Raw genomic sequence first — 22,587 nt, forward strand, 5'->3', positions numbered from 1 at the left:
CTATATTGCCGGAATCAACGCTGCCACTCAGCGCACGGACCTGAACGAGATTTTGAGCCAGATCTTCCACATCGCGCCGCCGCAGTTCGACCCGACTACGGGTACCGCGCGTTTCGGCTACGGCCTCGACGGCCGGCTTTTCACCGAGATACTCGAGTTTCCGCGCGGCATCGACCCCGAAAAGTCGCGTTCGGACGCGTTCGTCAAGCTTCTGGGCCTGACGGCCATCGTCCTTGGCGTCTCCTATTTCAAGCTCAAGGCGCCGCTCGCGATCGAGATCGAGGGCATACCTCTCACCGCCGCCGAGCGAGATTTCGTCATCGACGTCTATGAGAACGGCCTCGGCGAGTTCTATGCCCGCAACAACCTCATCCGCTTCGGGCGTCTCGTGCTGGAGGCGCCCGAGGCTCCGGGGCCTGCGCCGGGAGCCGTGACCCTCGAGGACCGCACGCTGCTGCCCATCGGCGGCGGCAAGGATTCGCTGGTCAGCGTCGAGCTGCTGAAGGCTGCGGGGGTGGACTTCACCCCCTTTGCGGTCAACCCGAAGGGTCCGATCCTCGGCTGTGTCGAAGCGATCGACAAACCCGCGCTCTACGTCAGGCGCACGCTCGACGCCGAGATGATTCGCCTTTCCGGCCAGCCCGGCTTCTACAACGGCCACGTGCCCTCGACGGCCATCAACTCGATGATCGCGGCGCTCTGCGCACTGCTGTTCGGCTACAACCGGATCGTGCTCTCCAACGAGCGATCGGCGAGCGAGGGCAATGTCGTCTTCGACGGGCGCGAGGCCAACCACCAGTATTCCAAATCGCTCGAGTTCGAGACGCGGATCGCAGCCGTCCTTGCCGGGGCGACCGGAGGCGCGCTGACCTATTTCTCGCTGCTGCGCCCTTATTCGGAGGCGCGGATCGCCGAGCTTTTCGCACGCGAGACCCGCTACGACCATGTGTTCTCGAGCTGCAACCGCAACTTCCGCCTGTCGGGTCACGATGGTCCCCTCTGGTGCGGCGAATGTCCCAAGTGCCATTTCGTCTTCTTGATCCTGGCCCCGGTGATGCAGAAGGACCGGCTAGTCTCAATCTTCAAGCGGAACCTGCTCGCCGAGCGGCAGCATGAGGCTTCGTTCCGCGAGTTGACCGGCCTTGCCGGCCAGAAGCCCTGGGAGTGCGTCGGGGAGATCCTTGAGGCGGCCGCCTGCCTCCACGTGCTGACGGGACGGCCCGAATGGGCTGGGGATGCGATCGTTGCGGCTTTGCGAGACGACCTCCTCGCCCAGTATGGTGAGCCGGTGCTGCTGGAGGCGATGCGCGAGCTGATGACCGACAGCCCAGACCATCACGTACCTGCAGAGCTCGCGGCCAGGATCGCCACCCATGCGCTTTGACGAGCCCGTGCTGCTCTATGGAGCCGGGCGCGAGGCGCGCTCGACGCGCGCATTCCTCAAGGCCCGCCAACCCGACCTCAAGATTTACGTGACCGTCGACAGCGGCGAGGCTGGGATCGAGGAGGCCGAATTCCTCGCACCCGCAGAGCTCAAGGCGGCCATCGCCGCGCGCCGCTTCGGGCTGATCGTCAAGAGCCCCGGGGTCTCGCGCTACAAGCCCATATTCGACGCCGCCCGCGCCGCCGCCATTCCGGTGACCTCCAACCTCAATCTCTGGGGCCTTGCCTATCGCGCCGGACGCCGGGTGATCGCCATCACCGGCACCAAGGGCAAGTCGACGACGGCAACGCTGACGCATCTGATGCTGGAAAAATCCGGCATCGATGCCGGCCTTGCCGGCAATGTCGGGCTCGCGCCGCTCGACATCGCCGACAGGCACGAGACGGTCGTCTTCGAGCTTTCAAGCTACCAAACCGCCGACATGAGCTTCCTGCCCGACATCGCGGGCCTCACCAACCTTTATCCCGAGCACGTCGACTGGCACGGGAGCGTCGCCCGCTACTTTGCCGATAAACTGCACCTCATCAGTCGCGAGGGCGATTTTCGCGTCGGGCTCGGCGCCGGCGCGGCAACCAACGCGCTGGTGCTGGCTGCGGTGAGTGACCACCGCCGCTTGCTGCCGCCCCTCCCCCGGACCGAGGACGACGCCCTGACGGTCGCCGTCACCGCTTCGCGTCTCAAGGGCGCTCACAACCTCGACAATGCACGGCTCGCGGCCCAGCTCGCGCTGGCCGCCGGCGCGACGCGCGAGGGGATCGCCGAAGGCATCGCTGCCTTCCAGCCGTTGCCCCACCGGCTGGAGGAGCACAGGTTCGGCGAAACGCTCTTCGTCGACGATTCGATCTCGACGACGCCGGAGGCGACCAAGGCGGCGCTCGCCGCCTATCACGGCCGCCGTATCGCGCTCATCGCCGGCGGGCACGAGCGCGAGCAGGATTATGGTGAGCTCGTCCGGCTGATCGAGGGCCACGGTGTCACAACGCTCGTCTGCCTGCCGGTGACGGGCTTCCGACTGGCCCAGGCGGCACACGCCGCCGCTCCCGGCGTCGAGGTCGTCCCGGCCCATGACCTCACCGAGGGCATGCAGGGCCTCGCCGGGCGGAGGGGCCGGTTCGACACCGTCATCCTCTCGCCCGGCGCGCCGTCCTACAACCAGTTCAAGAATTTCGAGGAACGGGGCGACCGGTTCGTCGCACTGGCGCGCGAGCTGTTCGCGACGTCGCAGTAGCAGCCTCCGCATGGCGATGCCGGCCCGGCTACTCGGTATGCGGCGATGCGTCGGCCGACTTGCCTCTTGTTATCAGTAAGTGATAACCTAAATCATGTCTGGACAGAAACCCGATAGCAGTCTCAACACCTTGGTCGAGTTGCACGGTCAAAGGTTATTCATCGATGACGAACATTGGGTGAAGTTCATCGTCGTGCGCGTGGAGGTTACGCCTGAACGCCCGCATGGCCTGAGCTACTCGCTGACCTTGCATGATGGATCAGGCGAGAGACTTGTCGGTTTCGATAATGCCCATGCGGTGAGCGATGTCAAAGGTCCGAGCGGCAAAGGCAAGCGTAAGTTCGACCATAAGCATCGCCTGCGCACGATCCGGCCCTACGACTACAGAGACGCTGCCACTCTGCTACAGGACTTTTGGGCCGAGGTGGATGCGGTATTGCGTGAGAAAGGAGTTCTGAAATGACGACATTGCACGTCGGCATTGCCAGCTACGACGACATGAAAGCCCGCACCATGGCGATTGCGCGGGGCGAGTTGAAGCCGAAAAAGGGTGAGCCGACGGTCTGGTTCACCTCGGTAGAGAGTTTTGCCAAGATTTTGTCCCAGCGAAACCAGGCTTTGCTCGACCTCATCGCCAAGCGAAAGCCCGAATCTCTGGCCGAACTCGAAGAGCTTTCGGGGCGGGCAAAATCCAACCTCTCGCGTACTCTGCGTACGATGGAGCGCTACGGCTTGATTGAACTGGCCGACGGCGAGCATGGCCGCATTGTGCCGCGTGTGCGGTACGATCGGATCACGCTCGATATGCCCGTCCTTTCGCATAGTTGAGCAGTCCAAGTGCCAACCAAGCTCTATCGATATCGTTCTGGATCGTGACGCACGCCTACCTCAAGGGCATGGCCCGTGCGCGTTCTTCGACATCGTCGGCGGCGGTCTTATACCTGAACTCGACATTTTTGCCGATCGCGCTGCTGTGTTGCCGCTGGCTCGATCCGCGGTGGCCTCAATAAGGACCCTCGAGCGCGGCGACGGGAACGCCGGCCTCCAGCAAACCCCAGCGGATGCTGCCGATCAGGCCCCGATCGCCGATACGTTTGCGCAGTTGGGGCAGGATGCCATTGGCCTTGAAGCTGACGGTATCGAGAACCTGCGGCAGGAAGCGATTGACCATGTCGGCATTGCCCATGTTGAGGGCCGCCAGCGCCGCAAGCACCGCCCCCAATTCCCGGTCCGCGCGCGTATAGGTGCCGGCTCGTCCGGCGGCAGTGGCGAAATCGCCCGCGCGGAAGGCCGTAATCGCCGGTGCGCCATAATACCAGTCCGGCGGCGGCTGCGGCGTGCCGGTCAGCGCCACCGCGCCGAGCTCGGCGGAAGCATCGATGTCTCCGTGGAGCGCGAGCAACAGGGCAAAGGCCGCCATGGCGTCAGCGTTGGCCGGATTGAGCTGCAGCGCCGAGCTATAGGCCTGCCGCGCCAGATCGAGGTGCCCATGCGCCTGATGGATCCGGGCGCGCTGCTCCCAGACGAAGCTGCTCAGCGCGCCGTCGTCCATGGCTTCGGCAATGAGCGCTTCGGACGCGGCGGCGGGATCGCCGTCATCGATGATACCCCCTTCCGCGATGAGGCTGGCCATCGCCGCCTTCGCCACGGGGCTTACCCGCTCGGCATCCGGAAGGTCCGCAAAGCAGGCACTCGCGCTATCCGCCCCCTCAGTGCCGTTCGTGTCCCGGTAGCGGTGGAACATCATCAGGCAAACATAGAGGCTGCGCGGTTCAGCCGCCGGCACACCCGCTGCGATCAGCGAGCGCATGCTCGCGTGCAGCGGTCCTCGGGAGCTGCCGAGCAGCAGGCTGAGATCGCGTGAGAGGTCGTCGGCGAGGGCACGATTCGTTGCGGTTTCCGGGCGCTCGAGGACGTGGCTCCATTCCACCGCTTGCGAAGCCGACCGGGTGAGGATCGCGCTGTACTGCACGCGCCCGCCGCTGTCGCGCGCGATGCCCGTCAGCACGAAATCGCTGAGCGACCCGCCCGCTGCGCGGCCGCCATAGTGGGCATCGATCTCGCCGAAGAGGTCGAGGTCGGTCACCAGCTCGACCGCGAGCCCGGCCATCGCGGCGTCCAGATTCCTGTTGCCGGTCAGGTTCTGGAACTCGACGACGCCGACGCGCGGCGGCGCGATCGCCCCGGTAGCCATCGGCTCCTCCGGGGCCTGGCGCATCGCCAGCGCGAATACCGCGACGCCCGCACCGATGCCGATAAGGAGGATGAACTCCATGAGCCATGACATTTGGAAAGCAGGCCGGCGCGTCGGCGCGGGCGACGGTGCGGGCGAAATGGCCTCCGCGCTGCGGACGAACTCAGGGACGTAGCGACCGACCGGCAAGACGATGCGCAGCGGCTCGTTTCTTCCGGGACCCTCGTAATATTCTGCAAGCAGGTTCCGCAGCCGGCGCGCCTGCACCCGCACGATCGGATCACCCTGTGGATCGAAATCAGGCGGTCGATCGAAAACGTCGACTGCGATGGTATAGGCCTTGATCGCCTCCGCATTGCCGGTGAGCGTGCGCTCGACGATATAGTCGAGGAGCCGTGAGAGCTGAGGAGAGCGCGCAATTCCCTGCCAGCTCTGGAGCCGTTCCAGAGCCGCTCTGATCTCCCCGGCCGCCTGACCATCTGGCCCCGGCATAGATCCCAGCCTCCCAAGTACGGATTGTCCCGATTTTACATGTAAAACACAAGGCCGGTTACCTGGCTTTACCCGGTTTTGCCTTACGCACGCCGCGACGTGCGCGCATAAGCGCCACGCTGCTGGCCCATCAGGCCATGGATCGGCCAATGCTTCTATTGCCCGACCGACAGCGCCAACCAGACCGTCCGCTCGCCCCGCCGCCGATGCACCCGGCACCAGGAAGCGTTGCCGCTGTTCGGTTTGCCAATCCGCGCGGCGCGGATCGAGAGGTATGCGATGACTGTTGCCTTGGAGAAGGCGCCCTATCTGGCGCTGGTGGATGATGACGCGCATTCGGTGCGGCTGCTGACCCGCACCCTCGCGGCGCAGGGCGCGCCGCGTCTCGAATGGCTGGGTAACGCCGAGGACGGCTTGAGACGCCTCACGGAGCGGCTCTCCCCGCCGGTCACTACCCGCCCCGCCCTGCTGATCGTCGACTTGCGCGCCAAAAGCACAGCGACTCGCGACTTCACTGCCGCGGTTGCCGATGTTGCCTGCAAGGCCAGCATTCCGATCGTTGCCATGGCATCGACCGCTGATCCCGCAGAGCGCCAGGCGCTCATCGCGGCTGGAGCTGCCGCCGTGGTCCGCCGTGAGGCCGAACGCGAGGCCTATCGTCGCGAGGTCGCCAATATCGTCAGTTTCTGGGCGCGCAGCCAGCGCCTGGACGCAGTCGGCATGTAACTCCTGCGTCCAGGTTCATGCCTGGCAGGAAAACCCGTTGTGCCGGTTTGCCGGACGGCGTTCCCAAATGGGCTCCTGCCGTTTCTCCCGCCTCACGGCCTCGGACGCTGTGAGGCGGAAGCTGACAGCCTTGCTCCTGGGCTGTCGACGGCGCGCGGTCGCGGCTCTTCCTCCAGCCCGTCGATCGCGCAAGGGGAGAAGCACGGTTCGCGCGATGTCCCTCCCGCGCGCAAGGCCCTCCAGCCGCCGTCGCTTCTCCCCTGTCGCCGCGCTTGACGCGCATGAAGGCTTGCCGACATGGTGTCCGCCTCATCCCCTGGGGGTTCACATGCGCCTGCTTTCTGCGTTGCTATGTTCGCTGATCCTCGCGCATGCCGCTTCAGCCAAGGACAAGCTCGACTTCACCCCCTTGCAAGGTGTTGCCTTTGCCCAGGCCCCGGAAGCGGGCCTCGGCGTCTGCTTCGGCGAGGACGCCGTGGATACTATCTCCTGCGCGCAGACCAGATGCATGGACGAGAGCGGCCTTGGCCCCGAGGACTGCGTAGTCGACCTCTGGTGCTTCCCGCATCGCTGGGTCGCCGACATCGCCATGCTGCATCAGGAGGGCATCCATTGGCACGGCTTCGTGTGTGACGCCATGGACCGGCCCGAGCTCGAAGCCCTTGTCGCCACCAAATGCGACAGCGAGCGGCTGATCGAGTGCAGCATCGTCCAGATGTGGGACGACGACGGCAATGAGATCGCGCTGGAAGAGTAGAGACACGAGGGCTAACGGTCGTCGACACCGCTGACGAAGTGGTGCGAGAAGCGCCGCAGCAGCGCCAGCACCACGATAGCAAAGAGCGAGACCACGAGCCCGGTCACATAGTAGCCGAGCGCGCAGGCGACCCCCACCGCTCCCGCCAGCCACATGCCCGCGCCCGTCGTCAGCCCCTGCACGTTGCCGCCGCCGCGGAATATGGCACCGGCGCCGAGGAAAGCGATGCCGGCCGTCACCGCCTCGATCGCCCGGATAGGATCGGCCCGGTTCTCCGCCCCCTCGATAGTGTGAAAGATCTCGAAGGTGAGGATCGTGAAGAGACACGCCGCGACCGCGATCAGGATGTGTGTGCGAAGCCCCGCCTCCCCGGCGGTGTGCCTGCCGCGCTCGAAACCGATCATCGCTCCGAAAATGGCGGCGATGCCGAGGCGGATGAGAGTGATGCCTAGGGGCAGATGGCTTTCAACGAGGCCGAAGACATTGCCGCTATCCATTTGAAAGCCCCCACTGTTGAACCCTATCTGACAACTGCGCGCACGCGCTGTGGTTCCGGCGGAGCTCGTCCTGTGGACGGTCATGCAACCGTCACCAAACCGACATCACAGTTTAACCGGCCGATCCTAGACCCCCCGAAGTCAACTGCAAGGGGGACGGCCAGTGCTCGAGCTGCATCGCGTAACGCGCCGCTTCGGTGACAAGACCGCGGTCGACAACGTCTCCCTCGTCGTCTCCGAGGGCGAGATGGTCGGCATTATCGGCGCATCAGGCGCCGGCAAGTCGACGCTTTTGCGCATGATCAACCGGCTGGCCGATGTCAGCGAAGGCAGGATCGTCTATTCGGGCCGGCTGGTTTCGGGCTTGAAGGGCTCGGACCTGCGTCGCTGGCAGCGCGACTGCGCCATGATCTTCCAGCAGTTCAACCTGGTGCCGCGTCTCGACGTCATCACCAACGTCATGCTCGGCCGTCTCAACCAACGCAATTCGCTGATGAGCCTGTTGCGTATCTTCACCGAGGAAGAGCAGCTCCTCGCCCTCAAGGCGCTCGAGCGTCTCGGTATCGCCCAGACGGCAACCCAGCGCGCCGGCGAGCTTTCGGGCGGCCAGCAGCAGCGCGTGGCCATCGCCCGGGCCCTTATGCAGGGTCCGAGGATGATGCTGGCCGACGAGCCCATCGCCTCGCTCGACCCGCGCAACGCTCAGGTAGTGATGGAGACCTTGAAGTCCATCAACCGGCAGGACGGCATCACCGTCATCACCAACCTCCATACCCTCGACACCGCCCGCACCTATTGCGACCGCATCATCGGCATGGCGGCCGGCCGCATCGTCTTCGACGGCACGCCCGCAATGCTCACCACCGATGTCGCCCGCATGATCTACGGCGCCGAAGGCCTCGAGGACGCTTTCTCGGAGGCCATGACCTCCACCAGCCTTGCACCGGTCAGACCGCGCGCCGAACGCGCCAGCGCCAAGGGCAACAGCGACAAGGAACTCGCTTCCACCGGTCCCCTGTCGAGCTGACGTCGATCACTGCCCCTTCCCTCAGGAGAGAACCCTATGACCATGCTCCGCAAATCGATCCTCACCGCCGTGATGGCCGTTGCCGTCACCGGTACCTCCCTTGCCCAGGACAACGTCCTGCGCATTGGCCTGCTCGGCGGCGAGAACGAAGCCGACCGCCTGCGCGACAACCAGTGCCTCGTCGACCTGATGAAGGCCGAACTCGGCTTCTCCGACGTCCAGCTCTTCCCGGCTGCCGACTATGACGGCGTCATCCAGGGACTGCTCGGCGGCACCCTCGACTATGCAGAACTGGGCGCTTCCGGCTATGCCGCCATCCACCTGCGCGATCCTGATGCTGTCGAGCCGATCCTGACCACCGAGCAGACTGACGGCTCGACCGGCTATTATTCCGTCATGCTCGCCCGCGCCGACAGCGACATCACCTCGCTCGAGGACATGAAGGGCAGGAGCCTCGGCTTTGCCGATCCGGACTCGACCTCCGGCTATCTGATCCCGCTCGTGACCCTGCCCAACGACATTGGCGCGCCGGTCGAGGAGTATTTCGGCGAAACCGGTTTCGGCGGCGGCCATGAGAACAACGTTCTCGCGGTTCTCGACGGCCAGTTCGATGCCGGCGTCACCTGGGCTTCGGGCGTCGGCGAGTTCTCCGAGGGCTACACCTCCGGCAACATCCGTTCGATGGTCGACAAGGGCATGCTCGACATGGAGGACGTCGTGCAGATCTGGCAGTCGCCGCTGATCCCCAACGGTCCGATCGTCGTACGCTCGGGGCTGCCCGAGGAAACCAAACTGGCCATCAAGGACTTCCTGATGGCGCTCCCCGAGACCAACTACGAGTGCTTCCGCGCGGCCCAGTCGGGCGACTACAACGGCTTCGTCGAGGTCGACGCCTCGTTCTACCAGCCGATCATCGACGCCCGTAAGGCCACCATCGGCGGCTGAACCAATCCCGGCGCGGGTCGGCTTCTCGAGCAGGAGCCGGCCCGCTGCTTTTTTAAGGACTCGAGGGCCTCATGACCGACGCCACCGTGCCCCACGCCAGCCTCACACCCGAGACCATCGACGTTCACAACCACTACCGGCAGCTGGTGGCGACCCGCCGTCTTTATACGATCGGCACGCTCCTTGTTCTTGCCGTGGTGCTCGTCGGCGCGCTGATCTTTGCCAACGACGCCAGCGCCGGTAAATTCCTCGACCGGCTGCCCTATCTCCTCGATTTCATCAAGACCTTCACGCCCGACGATCCGGTCGAGATCGTGCGCGCGCTTTTCGACCTGCCCTCGCCCTACGCCGACGGCTCATTCAAATACGACTACGAGGAAGGCCGCCACTATCTCTTCGGCGACGTCTATCTGCCCGAGTATTTCTACCAGATGCTGGTGACGCTCAACATCGCGTTCCTGTCGACCCTCGTCGGGGGCTTGTTTGCCTTCTGCCTCTGCTTTTTCGCTGCCACCAACCTCGTTGGCGCTGGCCCCGTCCGTTTCATCGTGCGCCGCGTGTTCGAGCTGCTGCGCGCTTTCCCCGAGATCGTCATCGCCGGGCTCTTTGCCGCCATTCTCTCGCTCGGCCCCATCGCGGCGATCTTTGCCGTCTCGCTCCACACCATCGGTGCCCTCGGCAAGATGTTCTTCGAAATCGTCGAGAACGCCGACATGAAGCCGGACGACGGTCTCAAGGCCAGCGGCGCCAACTGGTTCGAGCGGGTCCGTTTCGGCATCGTGCCGCAGGTGCTGCCCAACCTCGTTTCCTATTTTCTCCTGCGCGCCGAGATCAATGTGCGCGCCTCGACCATCATAGGCGCCGTCGGCGGCGGCGGCATCGGCGAGGTCTTCCGACAGTCGATCGGCCGCGATCACGCCGCCAAGACCTATGCAATCGTCATCCTGCTGTTCCTGACCATCGTTGCTGTCGATCAGCTCTCCGGCTGGCTGCGCCACCGGCTCGTCGGCAACCAGGCCTTCCAGTTCGGCGGCACGTGAGAGGCTTAAAGAGATGAGCGCGATCACCCTGACCAACACCGAACGCCAGGCCTTGCGCGAAGCGCACGCGAAGGTGCTCCGCCCCAGCCTTGTCAAGCGCATCGCCGGTCCGCTCGTCATCCTTGGCACCATCGCCTATGCGGTCTTCTGCTGGTTCTTCTTCGATATCGGCACCACCATCGCCGAGGGTCGCTGGGATCGCACCGTTCCCTATCTTGCCGATTGGGTGACCTGGGAAGCCCAGCCGCGCTATCGCTTCCGCGACGGCGGCGTCGTCGAGATCGAGCATCAGCGCTTCTCGCCCCTGGGCGAGAACCCTGATCCTGACTGGATGCTGAGGCTGCCCGACGGGCGTGATGCCGTCACCTTCCGCGACTTTGCCGACCGCGTCGAGATCGCCCCGAGAGAGGTCCTCGTTTATCTCGCCGGTACACCGTACGGCGTGGCGTTGACCGACGGTGCGGCGGTAATGCCGCCCGATGCCCCGGCTGCGTTCGAAGAAAAGAACGGCCGCGTCACCGTCCATTTCGGCTTTGCCGGTTCGGCCGAGATCCGCAACACCCAGGTGCTCATCCGCCGCCGCTTTTTCGGCTGGGAGAACTTCTGGTTCGACACCCAGTCTCCCTTCTGGGACATGAGCCCGCCCGAGCTGATTGCTTCGGCCGTCTCGTCCGAACGTATCGATCCGGCCCGATCGAACCTGTCGCTGATCATCAGCGAGTTCCTCACCAATTCCGAATGGCAGCACGGCGACGTCTTCAACAAGCTGCTGCAGACCATCGTCATGGCCTTCGTCGGCACGCTCTTTGCCTGCCTCCTCGCTTTCCCGCTCGCCTTCATCGCCGCCCGCAACATCACCCGCAACCGCCCGCTCAGCTGGATCACCAAGCGCTTCTTCGACTTCACCCGGTCGGTCGACATGCTGATCTGGGCGCTGGTGTTCGTGCGCGGCTTCGGCCCCGGACCGCTGGCCGGCATATCGGCGATCTTCGTGACCGACACCGGCACCTTCGGCAAGCTCTATTCGGAAACGCTCGAAAACATCGACGACAAGCAGCGCGAGGGCGTGAAGTCCGTCGGCGCCGGCCCGATGAGCGTCCAGCGCTACGGCGTGATGCCGCAGGTCCTGCCGGCCTTTGCCTCCCAGGCGCTCTACTTCTGGGAGTCCAATACCCGCGGCGCCACCATCATCGGCGCGGTCGGTGCTGGCGGCATTGGTCTCAAACTCCTCGAAGCCATGCGCACCAATGCCGACTGGGAGAACGTCGCCTATATGGTCTGCCTCATACTCGTCGTCGTCTACGTCTTCGACGGCATTTCCAACGCCATCCGCTCCCGGCTCATCGGGCGCGCCTCCCGCTGAGCGTCCCCACCTGGGGAAAACCTTCAGCCACGCGCATTTGTGATTCGGCCTCGGGGCGTTTTCGCGCGGTTGTCACACGGATCAGCTAGCCAGAACAGATTCTGGAAGTACCCGATCATGCGTTGTGCCATCTACTTCATTCCTGCCCGCAACAATCCGCTGACTGTGGCGGCGACGCGCTGGCTGGGCCGCGACGCCTATACGGGCGAACGCGTCAAGAGCGGTGGCGTCGAAGGCCTGATCGAGGAGGACCGCGCGTTCCTGACTGCGCCGGTGCGGCGCTTCGGCTTCCATGGCACGCTGCGAGCGCCTTTCCAACTCGTGGAAGGCTTTTCGATCGAGGCCCTGGCCAGGGCTCTGGCGCGCTTTACCCGCCAGCGACCTTCTCTCCTCATCCCTCGTACCGACATCCGCCTGCTCGACAGCTTCTTCTGCCTCTTGCCCGACGCCCCTTCGCCGGAGGTCAATGCGCTTGCCGCGGAAGTCGTGATGAGCTTCGATCATTTCCGGGCGCCCATGAGCGAGGGTGAATTGGAGCGGCGCTATCCGCTCCGGTTGACCGACCGACAGCACGCCAACCTCCTCGCCTGGGGACACCCCTTTGTCCTCGACGACTACCGCTTCCACATGAGCCTGACCGGACCCGTGCCCCAGAACGAGCAAACCTACGTGCTGACGGTCCTCAAACGCTATTTCGGCACGCTGACCAGCGCGCCGCTGCTGATCGATCAGCTTGCGCTCTTTTATGAGCCCGAGCCCAACGCGCCCATGTGTATCCATTCGGTGCACAGGCTGGCCGAGCTGCGCGCCTTGCGCAGCGCCTGAGTGACAAACGCCAGCCCCACCGCCTAACATACCTCGATCCATACGGACCGACGGCGCAATGTCCCTTCGACGGGAACACTCATTTCCCCCTTTACCTCAACTGCACTTGAGGTTGTAGAGACTAACGTGATTCCGGTGGGCATCGGCCTCTCCGGCTCCAAAATGTCGAAGTCTGAGCAGGTTGAGGACCCAACGATGAGCGCAGATCAACAGGGCTGGCGCATGATGTTTGCCGAAGGCCGTGCTCTCGCGGTCGTCGTCTTTGCCGGCGGCGTCGGCCTCCAGGCCATCGAAACCTTCATCGGCTCGACCCTGCTGCCGTCGGTTGTCGCCGACATCGGGGGCCTGGAGCTCTTTGCCTGGAACACCACGGTGTTCATCGTCGCGTCGATCGTTGCCGCGATCTTTGCGGCGGTCCGGCCCTTCGGCATCGGTCCGAGGGGCAGCTACGTGCTGGCCGCATTGAGTTTTGCCCTGGGCAGCCTCATTTGCGGGGCCGCGCCCAACATGCAGGTAATGCTTGTCGGCCGGGCGGTGCAGGGCTTCGGTGGCGGGCTGATCACCGCGATGAGCTACGCCATGATCCGCATTGTCTTTCCCGAGGCGCTGTGGGGCCGCGCCTTCGCACTGATCTCGAGCGTCTGGGGTGTCTCGACTCTGATCGGCCCAGCGATCGGCGGTGTATTCGCCAGTCTCGACGCCTGGCGTTGGGCCTTCTGGCTCCTGGTACCACTGGCCGCCCTCCTCGGCGTCTTCGCTTTTCGCGTGATCCCGGCAAGGAGCGGCGAGGCCGGCATGTCGTCTTTTCCTGTTCCCCAGATCCTGCTGCTCGTTGGCGCCGTACTCGCCGTTTCCCTCGCCTCGATCCTGACCGAGAACGTGCCGACGTCCGCGCTGCTCATTGTGCTGGCGGTGCTGGCCATCGTTGTACTGGGCGTCCTCGACCAGCGCAGCAAAAGCCATCTTCTTCCACGAGGCACCTTTGCGCCTAGCAGCAGACTCGCTCCGCTTCTTGCCGCCATGCTGCTAGTCAATCTCGCCATCATCTGCGATATTTTCGTGCCGCTGTTCGTCCAGAACCTGCATGGCCAATCGCCGCTGATCGCCGGCTACATGGTGGCCCTCGTCGCCCTCGGGTGGAGCTCGGGCTCCGTCGTGGCCTCGAGCTGGACCGGCGCGCGAGCGCGCATCGTCCTCGTGCTCGGCCCGACCTTCCAGGCCGTCGCGACGGTCGGGCTTGCCCTCTTCCTCGGGCTCGACAATCGCAATGGCGATCTGCTGCCGCTGCTTCCGGTCGGCATCGCACTGATCCTGCTTGGTGCCGGCATCGGCATTTCATGGCCGCATCTGTCGACCCGTCTGCTGCGCGCGGCCCCGGAAGGCGAAGGCGATGTAACCACGGCGTCGATTTCGATGACCCAGGCTTTCGCTGCCGGGTTGGGCGCCGCTGTCGCCGGTGTCATCGTCAACGCCGCTGGCCTCGCGTCGGCACAGACCACCGCGGCACTCGTCAACGCCTCCACTTGGCTCTTTAGTCTGTTTACCCTGGTGCCACTCGTGGCGATCCCGATCGTCTGGACGATCGTGCGCGGCGAGCAGTTGGTCGCGGTGGAGGAGCCGGCCGAGTAGACGGGTTTCCTACACAGTCTTCAGCCATCCGCCATCGACGAAATAAGTCGACCCGGTCGAGTAGCTGGCCTTGTCCGAGCACAGGAACACGAAGAAATTCGCCAGTTCCTCGGGCGAGGCGAACCGCTTCATGCCGCCGGCCTCGTCGGCGACCGACTGCAGATAGGCTTGATACCCGTCTTCGCCATGCAACTGCTTTGCCGTCTTGATCCAGTCGGGGGTGAGGACCAAGCCGGGATTGACGCAGTTGACGCGGATGTTGTCGCCGACCACCTCGTTGGCCAGCGTCTTGGAGAACATCATCAGCGCCGCCTTGGTGGTGTTGTAGATCGGCTCGTACCACAAGGGCTGTACCGCACAGATCGAGGCGTTGTGGACCACCACCCCACCGCCACGCGCCTTCATTGTCGGAACGATGCCGCGCGCGAGCCGCACGGCAGCCATCACGTGCAGGTCCCAGTAGTACTGCCACTTGCCGTCGTCCGCTTCGAGGATGGTCTCGTTGGAACCAGTGCCGGCATTGTTGATAAGGATGTCAGCGCCGCCGAAGGCCGCGTGCGTTTCGGATACGACGGCATCGCATCCCTCAGCCGTCGCGACATCCGCGGCGACAGCGATGGTCGAGACGCCGAACGCCTCGGCAATGCGCGTTGCTTCAGCGCTGCCACGTTCCTCGTTCCGCCCGACCAGCACAAGACTGGCGCCTTCGGCCGCCAGTCCCTCGGCCACCGCCAGCCCGATACCGACCGTTCCGCCGGTAATAACCGCCACTTTGCCGGAAAGTCCGAGATCCATGGGATTACTCCACCATCCTGATCTGCAGCTTGACGTCGCCAGGGCGGCCCTCCACGGCCCTGTCGAACGCCTTGACCGAGTCCTCGAAGGTGAACGTCTCCGAAATCAGCGGCTTCAGATCCACCCGCCCCGACCCCATCAACGCGATAGCGCGCTCATATTGGTGGGCGTAGCGGAATACGTTCTCGATGCGCAGCTCCTTGGTGGAGGCGGCGGCGATGTCGACCGCTACGGGCTCCACCGGCAGGCCGACGACGACGATGGCGCCACCCGGACGCGGCAGGTCCATGATCGTTTCCCAGGCTTTGGGTGAACCCGAGCATTCGAAGACGACGTCGGCGCCCCAGTCGTCGGTCAGCCGCCTGACCTCCTCGATGATGGATTTTTCCCGGATGTTGACCGGAATGACGCCCTGATAGCGCGCTGCGATGTCGAGCTTGGGCTGGGCGAGGTCGGCAACGATCGCCCTGGCGCACCCACCGGCGAGCGCGGCGATGGCGACCATGGTGCCGATCGGACCCGCGCCCAGCACCACGGCGGTATCGCCCGGTGCAATCCTGGCTTTGTGCGCTGCCTGCATGCCGACGGCGAACGGCTCGACCATCGCCCCTTCGGCAAACGAGACGTTGTCGGGCAGCTTGAAGGTGTAGTTGGCCGGATGCACGACTTCGCGCGTCAGCACGCCATGCACGGGTGGGGTCGCCCAGAAGCGGACTGCCGGATCGACATTGTACATGCCCAGCCGGCTCGACTTGGAATTGGGATCGGGAATACCCGGCTCCATGCACACGCGGTCACCGACCTTGAGATGCGTCACCCCCTCGCCGACCTCGACGACGGTGCCCGCCGCCTCGTGGCCGAGGACCATGGGCTCCTTGACGACAAAAGGACCAATCTTGCCATGCGTATAGTAGTGGACGTCCGACCCACACACGCCGACCGTGTGGATGGCGACTTTGACCATCCCGGGACCGACCTCGAGCGGCAGCTCGATATCGCGCAGGGCCAGCTCATGCTGGCGTTCGAGAACGAGGGCACGGACTTGGCTCATATCTTATCCAGAAGCATCGGTTGGCAGGAATGGCCTGAGCTTCAGGTCAGGCCGAGTCGAGAGAGGCGGTTTACGAGAACCGGAGCGCAGCGTACTCCAAAGTACGTGAGCACCGGAAGCGCAGAAAACTGCCTCTCGCAGGCCGGCATCACCTGAAGATCAGGTCATTCCCGGGGGCTTCATCGCGCCGGTCATGATCGCGACCGCGTCGGACATCGTAAAGTCCTTCGGGTTGATGACCGCGAGGCGCTTGCCCAACCGATGGATGTGAATACGGTCGGCGACCTCGAACACGTGCGGCATGTTGTGCGAGATGAGGACGATGGGCAGGCCGCGCCGCTTGACGTCGAGGATGAGCTCGAGCACACGCCGGCTCTCCTTGACGCCGAGCGCGGCCGTCGGCTCGTCCATGATGACGACCTTGGAACCGAATGCTGCAGCTCGTGCCACCGCAACGCCTTGCCTCTGGCCGCCCGAGAGCGTTTCGACCGATTGGTTGATGTTCTGGATGGTCATCAAGCCGAGTTCCGAGAGCTTGGCGCGAGCCCGCCGGTTCATTTCGCCCCGGTCCAGCAGGCGCAGGAACCGCCCGAAGGGTCCACCCTTGCGCATTTCGCGGCCGAGAAACATGTTGTCGGCGATCGAGAGCGCCGGCGAGAGCGCCAGGTTCTGGTAGACCGTCTCGATGCCCGCCTTGCGCGCGTCCATGGGCGAAGCGAAATGGACGGGACTTCCGTCGATCTTGATCGTGCCGGCATCCGGAATCACCGCTCCGCAGAGCGCCTTGATCAGCGTCGACTTGCCCGCTCCGTTGTCGCCGATGACCGCCAGGATCTCGCCCGGCATCAGGTCGAAATCGGCGTGGTCGAGGGCGACGACGCGGCCGTAACGCTTGACGAGCCCCCTCGCCTCGATGATCGGATTCGGCCCGGCGATGGGCGTGGCGGAAAGGCTGGCCGGTTGCGTGTCCATGCTCATGCGGAGATCTTCCTGATCCACTGGTCGATGGTAACCGCGACGATGATGAGTCCGCCGACAGCAAACTCCTGCCAGAGCACGTCGACGCCCGCGAGCGCGAGGCCGTTGCGGAAAATGCCGACGATTAGCGCGCCGATCAGCGTGCCGATGATCGAGCCGCGCCCGCCGAAGAGCGAAGTGCCGCCGATGACGACCGCGGTAATGGCATCGAGGTTGGCATTCTGTCCGGCAAGCGGGCTTGCCGCTCCGATCCGCCCGATGACCACCCAACCGGCCACGGCACAGATGAGCCCGGCGATGGAATAGACGCCGATAAGCGTCGCCTTGGTGTTGATGCCGGCGAGCCGCGCCGCCTCGGGATCATCGCCCGTGGCATAGATGTGCCGCCCGAACGCGGTGTGGTTGAGGATGTACCAGACGAGGCAGGCCAGGAGGATCATGACGATCGACCCGGCCGTGAGGATCGCCCCTCCCCCGAGCGCGACGCGCGCGCCCATCCACTGCAGCATCGGGGCGATCGCCGCGATATCCTGCGAACGAATGGTCTCGGACCTCGATATGAGGATGATCAGCGCCCCATAGATCGACCAGGTGCCGAGGGTGACGATGAATGGCGGCAGCCGCACCAGCGCCACCAGCACGCCGTTGACGAAGCCGCAGGCTAGGCCGGTCAGAAGTCCGAGAACGAAGCTGATCTCGACCGGCACACCCGCCACCACCGACAGCCGTCCCATGACGATGGACGACAGGATCATGATGGCCCCGACCGAAAGGTCGATGCCGGCGGTGAGGATGATGAGCGTCTGGGCGATGCCTAGCACGCCGATGATGGTCACCTGCTGCAGCACCAGAGACAGGTTGAAGGGCGCAAAGAACCGGGTGCCGGCGGCAATGGTGAAGATCAGGATGCCGACAATGAGGACGATAAATGGGATCGCCGTCGGGTAGCTGTGCAGGAAACCCTGTATCCGGCGGAGCGGCCCGTGCCGCGTATCCTCGAAACTGGCGACGTCGTGAGCGCCGGCGTTCAATCCCTTCTCCGCCAGCGTCGAGCCGGCTGCGTCGTCACTCATGAGCTATCCCCTCCCAAGGATTCGTAGGGCAGGAAGGGCCGCATGCGCGCCCCTTCCGATCTCGTCCGCTCGGCAGGTCAGCCCCAGCAGAGCTCCATGCCCTCATCGGTATCGATCGATTCGACGCCTTCGACCGGTGCGTCCGTAACCAGCGTTGCGCCGGTATCGAAGAAATCGAGACCTTCGGTCACCGTCGGCTTTTCACCCGTTTCGGCGAAGTTCTTGATCGCTTCCATGGCCATCGATGCCATCAGCAGCGGATATTGCTGGCTGGTCGCGCCGATCACGCCGTCTTTCACATTCTGGACGCCGGGGCACCCGCCGTCCACTGAAACGATCAGCACTGAGCCGTCGTCCTTCCCGACCGCGCGCAGCGCTTCATAGGCCCCGGCCGCCGCCGGCTCGTTGATGGTATAGACGACGTTGATGTCAGGGCACTTCTGCAGTAGCGTTTCCATGGCCGTGCGCCCGCCGTCCTCGGCGCCGCCCGTCACTTCCGAACCGCAGATGCGCGGGTCATCCTCATCGCCGATCAGGTTGGGATCCTTGACATCGACGCCGAAGCCTTCGAGGAACCCCTGATTGCGCAAATAGTCGACCGTCGGCTGATTGGGCGACAGGTCGAGGAGCGCGATCTTGGCGTTCGCCGCCTCGTCGCCGAGCGTGCCCGCTGCCCACTCGCCGATAAGCTGCCCGGCCTTGCGGTTGTCGGTGGCGAAGGTCGCATCCGCCGCGTCGATCGGATCGAGCGGGGTATCCAGCACGATGACCAGCAGGCCCGCGTCACGCGCCTGCTGGATAGTCGGCACGATGGCGCTCGAATCCGAAGGCACGATGGCAAAGCCGATAGCACCGGCCGAGATCAGGTTCTCGATCGCCGCCACCTGGCTGTCATTGTCGCCATCGAACTGGCCCGCCGCCGTACGCAGTTGCAAGCCCAGTTCGTCAGCCTTGGCCTGGGCGCCCTCGCGCATCTTGACGAAGAACGGATTGCCTTCGGTCTTGGTGATGAGCCCGACGATTTCCTGGCCGTAGGTGGCAGAGCCGCCCATCAGCCCCATCATCACGGCCCCCGCGGCCGCGATCTTCATGAACCTACCCATCGATTTTTCCTCCCTTTCGATGAAATCTTGATGCCCCGATCGCGCGGTCCGCGCACGCCGGAGATTGCGTCTCCCCTCAGCCCTCCAGCCGTGAGCCTCTGCTTCCGGTCCGGAGGTGTTGAGATGGAACTGGTTATGTGATTGCGCCTGCCAGCGTGGTTCGTCGTGGCGTTCGCGCTTTGCGTTGCTCTCCTCTCGCGCCTCCTCCGGCGCCAACCTCATGCACTCCAACAGATCGATTTGAGGCTGTCAATTAGTTTATCCAATAGATTTATTAATTGACAGCCGTACCGGCTGTGTCGCATCGTTTGTGTCAGGGAGGACGGCAAGTGCATGAAATCGATTGCATTCCCGGGCGGAATGCGGCCAGGAACGTTCGCATGAACGTTGGCGGAGCGTGGCCGTGTCTACCGCAATGAACCAGGCCGGCCGCGGCAAACCGGGGGCGTTGAACCGGGGGACGAACCAGGCTGGCGGCCGGCTCTACAACGAGCGCCTGGTGCTTTCGCTCATCCGCCGGCACCGGAACCTGCCCAAGGCCGAGATCGCCAGGACGACCGGCCTTTCTCCTCAGACCGTCTCCATCATCGTCAATCAGCTGGAGGCCGATGGCCTGCTGAAGCGCCTGGCGCCGCTGCGCGGCCGGGTTGGTCAGCCGCTCGTCCCCTACGCGCTCGAACCGCGCGGGGCATTCTTCCTCGGATTGAAGGTCGGCCGGCGCTCGAGCGACGTCGTGTTGCTCGATTTCGAGGGCAATGCCCTCGGCAGGATTCACGAGCCCCACCCCTACCCGACACCGCATAGCGTCGTTGCGCTGGCGCAGCGCGGCATTGATGAACTGGGCGGAAGCCTCGCCGGGACCGAGCGCGCCCGCATCGCCGGTTTCGGCATCGCATCGCCCTTCGAAATCTGGAACTGGGAAAGCCAGTTCGCGGCGCCACCCGACGTGCTCGAGGCCTGGCGCGAGACCGATGTTCAGGCAAGCATCGCCGGAGTTTCACCCTGGCCGGTCTATTTCCACAATGACGGCACGGCCGCCTGCGCCGCCGAACTGGTGCTGGGCCAGGGCACCAAGCACGAGGATTTCCTCTATATCTTCATCGGTTCCTTCATCGGCGGCGGCGTGGTGCTGAATGGGCACCTGTTCCCTGGCCGTACCGGCTATGCAGGCGCCGTCGGTCCGCTGCCCGTGCCCGCCCCTGGGGGCGGCTTCCAACAGATCCTGAAGACCGCCTCGATCTATGTACTGGCCGAAAAGCTCGCTGCCAACGGCGCCGATCCCGCCGTACTCTGGCGCGACCCCGATACATGGGGCGATCTCGGCGCACCGCTCAATGAGTGGATCGAGGCGAGTGCCCGCGACCTCGCCCAGGCCATCGTCACCGCCGTCTCGATCATCGATTTCGGCACCGTCATCCTCGACGGCGCCTTCCCGCTTTCCGTGCGCACGCGGCTCATCGAGCGCACACGTGAGCTGATCGCCGGCTTCGACCTGCAGGGCCTCGCCGATTTCTCCCTGATCGAGGGCACTCTCGGCTCCGGCGCCCGCGAGATCGGCGGCGCCTGCCTGCCGCTCCTTGCCAATTTCACCCAGGACCGCGAAGTGCTGTTCAAGGACGCCTGACGGCTTAGTCCGGGCTTGACCTGACGATCGGGTGAGTTGAGGCTCCGGCAAAACAGCAGGGACGTTCGTATGACATCGCAGGCTATGCTTTCCCGTATGATCGAGGCCGGACAGGGCAAGATCCCGGCGGACCTCGTTATACGGGGCGTCAGGCTCCTCGATGTCGTTACCGGGCAAGTCAGCGACACCGACATCGCCATCGTCGGCGATCGCATCGTCGGCACCCATCACCGTTACGAAGGCAAGGCTGAAATCGACGGGCGCGGGCGCTTTGCCGTTCCCGGCTTCATCGACACGCACCTGCACATCGAGTCCTCGCTCGTCACGCCGCTCGAGTTCGATCGTTGCGTGCTGCCTCATGGGGTAACGACCGTTATCTGTGACCCGCACGAGATCGCCAACGTGCTCGGCGCGCAGGGCATCCGCTATTTTCTGGATTGTGCCGAGCGCACCGTCATGGATGTGCGCGTCAACCTCTCGTCCTGCGTACCGGCAACGGCCTTCGAGACGTCGGGGGCAGCTCTCGAGATCGCCGACCTCCTGCCCTTCCGCGACCACCGCAAGGTTATCGGCCTTGCCGAGATGATGAATTTCCCCGGCGTTCTCGCGCTCGATGCCGGCATCCTCGCCAAACTTGCGGCATTCCAGGACGGCCATATCGATGGTCACGCGCCGCTGCTCTCAGGGCAAGGCCTCAATGGTTATCTTGCCGCCGGCATCCGCACCGATCACGAGGCGACCACAGCTGCCGAAGCGCGCGAGAAGCTTTCAAAGGGCATGGCGATCCTTATTCGCGAGGGATCGGTCTCCAAGGATCTCAACGCGTTGGCCGAGGTGCTCGATGAGAACACGTCGAGCTTCGTTGCACTGTGCACCGATGACCGCAATCCGCTCGACATTGCCGAGGAAGGGCATCTCGACTCATCCATCCGGCGCCTTATTGCCAAAGGACGGCCGCTCCACCACGTCTACCGTGCAGCCAGCCATTCGGCAGCGCGCATCTTCGGGTTGAGGGATCGCGGACTTCTGGCGCCCGGCTGGCGGGCCGATATCGCGCTCCTCGACAGCCTCGAAGATTGCCGGGTCTCGGACGTCGTTGCCGCGGGCCGGCTGGTGACGCCGGAGCTTTTTGCCGCGCGCAGCGAAGTGGCCCCGGTTGGGCTGGCCTCGATGAAGGCAACCCCTGTCACTGCCGGGGCTTTTCTCGTGCACAACGAGCCCGGCCGCAACGAAACCCCGGTCATCGGTGTCAAGCCCGGCCTGATCCTGACTTATCGCGAAAGCGCAACGCTCGCCTCTGGCGAGAACGGCCTCGAGCCGGACCTTAACGCCGACGTCATCAAGGTCGCCGTCATCGAACGGCACGGCAAGAACGGCAATATCGGCCGAGGGTTCGTGACCGGCTTCGGCCTCAAGCGCGGCGCCATCGCCTCCTCGGTCGGCCACGACAGCCACAACATCACCGTCATCGGGGCGAGCGACGCCGACATGGCCAGCGCCGTCAACCGGCTGATCGAGATGGGCGGGGGCTTTGCCGTCGCCGACGACGGAGCGATCACCGCCGAGCTGGCGCTGCCCATCGCAGGCCTCATGAGCCTCAAATCCTTCGAGGCGGTCACCCACGACCTGCATGGCCTGCGCGAGGCGGCAAAGGCGCTGGGCTGCACGCTGCCGGAACCTTTCCTGCAGGTGGCCTTCCTCGCCCTGCCCGTCATCCCGCACCTGAAGATGACCGACCGCGGCCTCTTCGACGTCGATGCGTTCGACTTCGTGAGCTAGCGTCTTCTATTCCTATT

General features: G+C 64.5%; 21 protein-coding genes. 14 read left to right on the plus strand and 7 right to left on the minus strand.

The features are described from left to right. Window positions 1–52: 52 nt before the first annotated feature. The 4 genes from QQK18_RS14480 to QQK18_RS14495 all read left to right on the plus strand — a co-directional run bounded on the left by QQK18_RS14480 (window position 53) and on the right by QQK18_RS14495 (window position 3,500). Window positions 53–1,384, plus strand: a complete 1,332-nt coding sequence (locus QQK18_RS14480) for a MurL-like N-terminal domain-containing (protein ID WP_284341065.1) — start codon at window positions 53–55, stop codon at window positions 1,382–1,384. Beyond that, window positions 1,374–2,672: a UDP-N-acetylmuramoyl-L-alanine--D-glutamate ligase gene (murD, locus tag QQK18_RS14485; RefSeq protein WP_284341066.1), complete on the plus strand. Its 1,299-nt coding sequence runs from the start codon at window positions 1,374–1,376 to the stop codon at window positions 2,670–2,672. The genes QQK18_RS14480 and murD overlap by 11 nt, the downstream gene beginning before the upstream one ends. A 94-nt stretch (window positions 2,673–2,766) precedes the next feature. Further along, complete coding sequence (locus tag QQK18_RS14490; protein ID WP_284341067.1) at window positions 2,767–3,135, plus strand: toxin-antitoxin system TumE family protein; 369 nt, start codon at window positions 2,767–2,769, stop codon at window positions 3,133–3,135. Then, on the plus strand, window positions 3,132–3,500 hold the full coding sequence (locus QQK18_RS14495; RefSeq protein ID WP_284341068.1) for an HVO_A0114 family putative DNA-binding protein: 369 nt from the start codon (window positions 3,132–3,134) through the stop codon (window positions 3,498–3,500). The genes QQK18_RS14490 and QQK18_RS14495 overlap by 4 nt, the downstream gene beginning before the upstream one ends. Window positions 3,501–3,675: 175 nt before the next feature. Here the strand turns inward: QQK18_RS14495 and QQK18_RS14500 are convergent, their stop codons facing one another. Further along, on the minus strand, window positions 3,676–5,358 hold the full coding sequence (locus QQK18_RS14500; protein WP_284341069.1) for a hypothetical protein: 1,683 nt from the start codon (window positions 5,356–5,358) through the stop codon (window positions 3,676–3,678). 279 nt (window positions 5,359–5,637) lie between these two features. Here QQK18_RS14500 and QQK18_RS14505 point away from each other — a divergent pair, with 279 nt between their 5' ends. Continuing rightward, a complete protein-coding gene (locus QQK18_RS14505; protein WP_284341070.1) occupies window positions 5,638–6,084 on the plus strand; it encodes a response regulator in 447 nt (148 codons plus the stop codon). 328 nt (window positions 6,085–6,412) lie between these two features. Further along, window positions 6,413–6,841, plus strand: coding sequence for a hypothetical protein (locus tag QQK18_RS14510; RefSeq protein ID WP_284341071.1), 429 nt, complete (start codon window positions 6,413–6,415; stop codon window positions 6,839–6,841). A gap of 11 nt (window positions 6,842–6,852) precedes the next feature. Here QQK18_RS14510 and QQK18_RS14515 read toward each other — a convergent pair whose 3' ends face one another. Further along, window positions 6,853–7,338, minus strand: a complete 486-nt coding sequence (locus tag QQK18_RS14515; RefSeq protein ID WP_284341072.1) for an MgtC/SapB family protein — start codon at window positions 7,336–7,338, stop codon at window positions 6,853–6,855. Between the two features lie 163 nt (window positions 7,339–7,501). On the opposite strand from QQK18_RS14515, the gene phnC reads away from it, so the two are divergent. The 6 genes from phnC (at window position 7,502) to QQK18_RS14545 (ending at window position 14,167) form a co-directional block, all read left to right on the plus strand. Beyond that, window positions 7,502–8,365: a phosphonate ABC transporter ATP-binding protein gene (phnC, locus tag QQK18_RS14520; RefSeq protein ID WP_284341073.1), complete on the plus strand. Its 864-nt coding sequence runs from the start codon at window positions 7,502–7,504 to the stop codon at window positions 8,363–8,365. Window positions 8,366–8,407: 42 nt separating this feature from the next. Beyond that, window positions 8,408–9,310, plus strand: a complete 903-nt coding sequence (gene phnD / locus QQK18_RS14525) for a phosphonate ABC transporter substrate-binding protein (protein WP_284341259.1) — start codon at window positions 8,408–8,410, stop codon at window positions 9,308–9,310. A gap of 71 nt (window positions 9,311–9,381) precedes the next feature. Then, a complete protein-coding gene (phnE, locus tag QQK18_RS14530; protein WP_284341074.1) occupies window positions 9,382–10,350 on the plus strand; it encodes a phosphonate ABC transporter, permease protein PhnE in 969 nt (322 codons plus the stop codon). A gap of 13 nt (window positions 10,351–10,363) precedes the next feature. Continuing rightward, complete coding sequence (phnE, locus tag QQK18_RS14535) at window positions 10,364–11,713, plus strand: phosphonate ABC transporter, permease protein PhnE (RefSeq protein WP_284341075.1); 1,350 nt, start codon at window positions 10,364–10,366, stop codon at window positions 11,711–11,713. Window positions 11,714–11,830: 117 nt separating this feature from the next. Next, window positions 11,831–12,538 (plus strand): DUF1045 domain-containing protein, encoded by a 708-nt coding sequence (locus QQK18_RS14540; RefSeq protein ID WP_284341076.1) that lies wholly within the window; start codon window positions 11,831–11,833, stop codon window positions 12,536–12,538. Window positions 12,539–12,733: 195 nt separating this feature from the next. Then, on the plus strand, window positions 12,734–14,167 hold the full coding sequence (locus QQK18_RS14545; RefSeq protein WP_284341077.1) for an MFS transporter: 1,434 nt from the start codon (window positions 12,734–12,736) through the stop codon (window positions 14,165–14,167). Window positions 14,168–14,176: 9 nt separating this feature from the next. On the opposite strand, the gene QQK18_RS14550 is transcribed toward QQK18_RS14545, so the two are convergent. The 5 genes from QQK18_RS14550 to QQK18_RS14570 form a co-directional block, all read right to left on the minus strand. Continuing rightward, the gene (locus QQK18_RS14550; RefSeq protein WP_284341078.1) at window positions 14,177–14,962 is read right to left on the minus strand and encodes an SDR family NAD(P)-dependent oxidoreductase; all 786 of its coding nucleotides are present in this window, start codon (window positions 14,960–14,962) and stop codon (window positions 14,177–14,179) included. 4 nt (window positions 14,963–14,966) lie between these two features. Further along, window positions 14,967–16,013, minus strand: coding sequence for an NAD(P)-dependent alcohol dehydrogenase (locus tag QQK18_RS14555; RefSeq protein WP_284341079.1), 1,047 nt, complete (start codon window positions 16,011–16,013; stop codon window positions 14,967–14,969). 159 nt (window positions 16,014–16,172) lie between these two features. Next, window positions 16,173–16,985: an ATP-binding cassette domain-containing protein gene (locus tag QQK18_RS14560; protein WP_284341260.1), complete on the minus strand. Its 813-nt coding sequence runs from the start codon at window positions 16,983–16,985 to the stop codon at window positions 16,173–16,175. Between the two features lie 2 nt (window positions 16,986–16,987). Beyond that, complete coding sequence (locus QQK18_RS14565) at window positions 16,988–18,064, minus strand: ABC transporter permease (protein WP_284341080.1); 1,077 nt, start codon at window positions 18,062–18,064, stop codon at window positions 16,988–16,990. A 77-nt stretch (window positions 18,065–18,141) separates the two neighbouring features. Continuing rightward, on the minus strand, window positions 18,142–19,167 hold the full coding sequence (locus tag QQK18_RS14570; protein ID WP_284341081.1) for a sugar ABC transporter substrate-binding protein: 1,026 nt from the start codon (window positions 19,165–19,167) through the stop codon (window positions 18,142–18,144). A gap of 415 nt (window positions 19,168–19,582) precedes the next feature. On the opposite strand from QQK18_RS14570, the gene QQK18_RS14575 reads away from it, so the two are divergent. Then, entirely contained in the window at window positions 19,583–20,791 is a 1,209-nt protein-coding gene (locus tag QQK18_RS14575) for an ROK family transcriptional regulator (RefSeq protein WP_379996102.1), read from the plus strand. 69 nt (window positions 20,792–20,860) lie between these two features. Next, entirely contained in the window at window positions 20,861–22,570 is a 1,710-nt protein-coding gene (gene ade / locus QQK18_RS14580; RefSeq protein WP_284341083.1) for an adenine deaminase, read from the plus strand. Window positions 22,571–22,587: the final 17 nt, after the last annotated feature.

The sequence above is a fragment of the Devosia nitrariae genome (assembly GCF_030160115.1).
GTDB classification, from domain to species: Bacteria; Pseudomonadota; Alphaproteobacteria; order Rhizobiales; family Devosiaceae; genus Devosia; species Devosia nitrariae.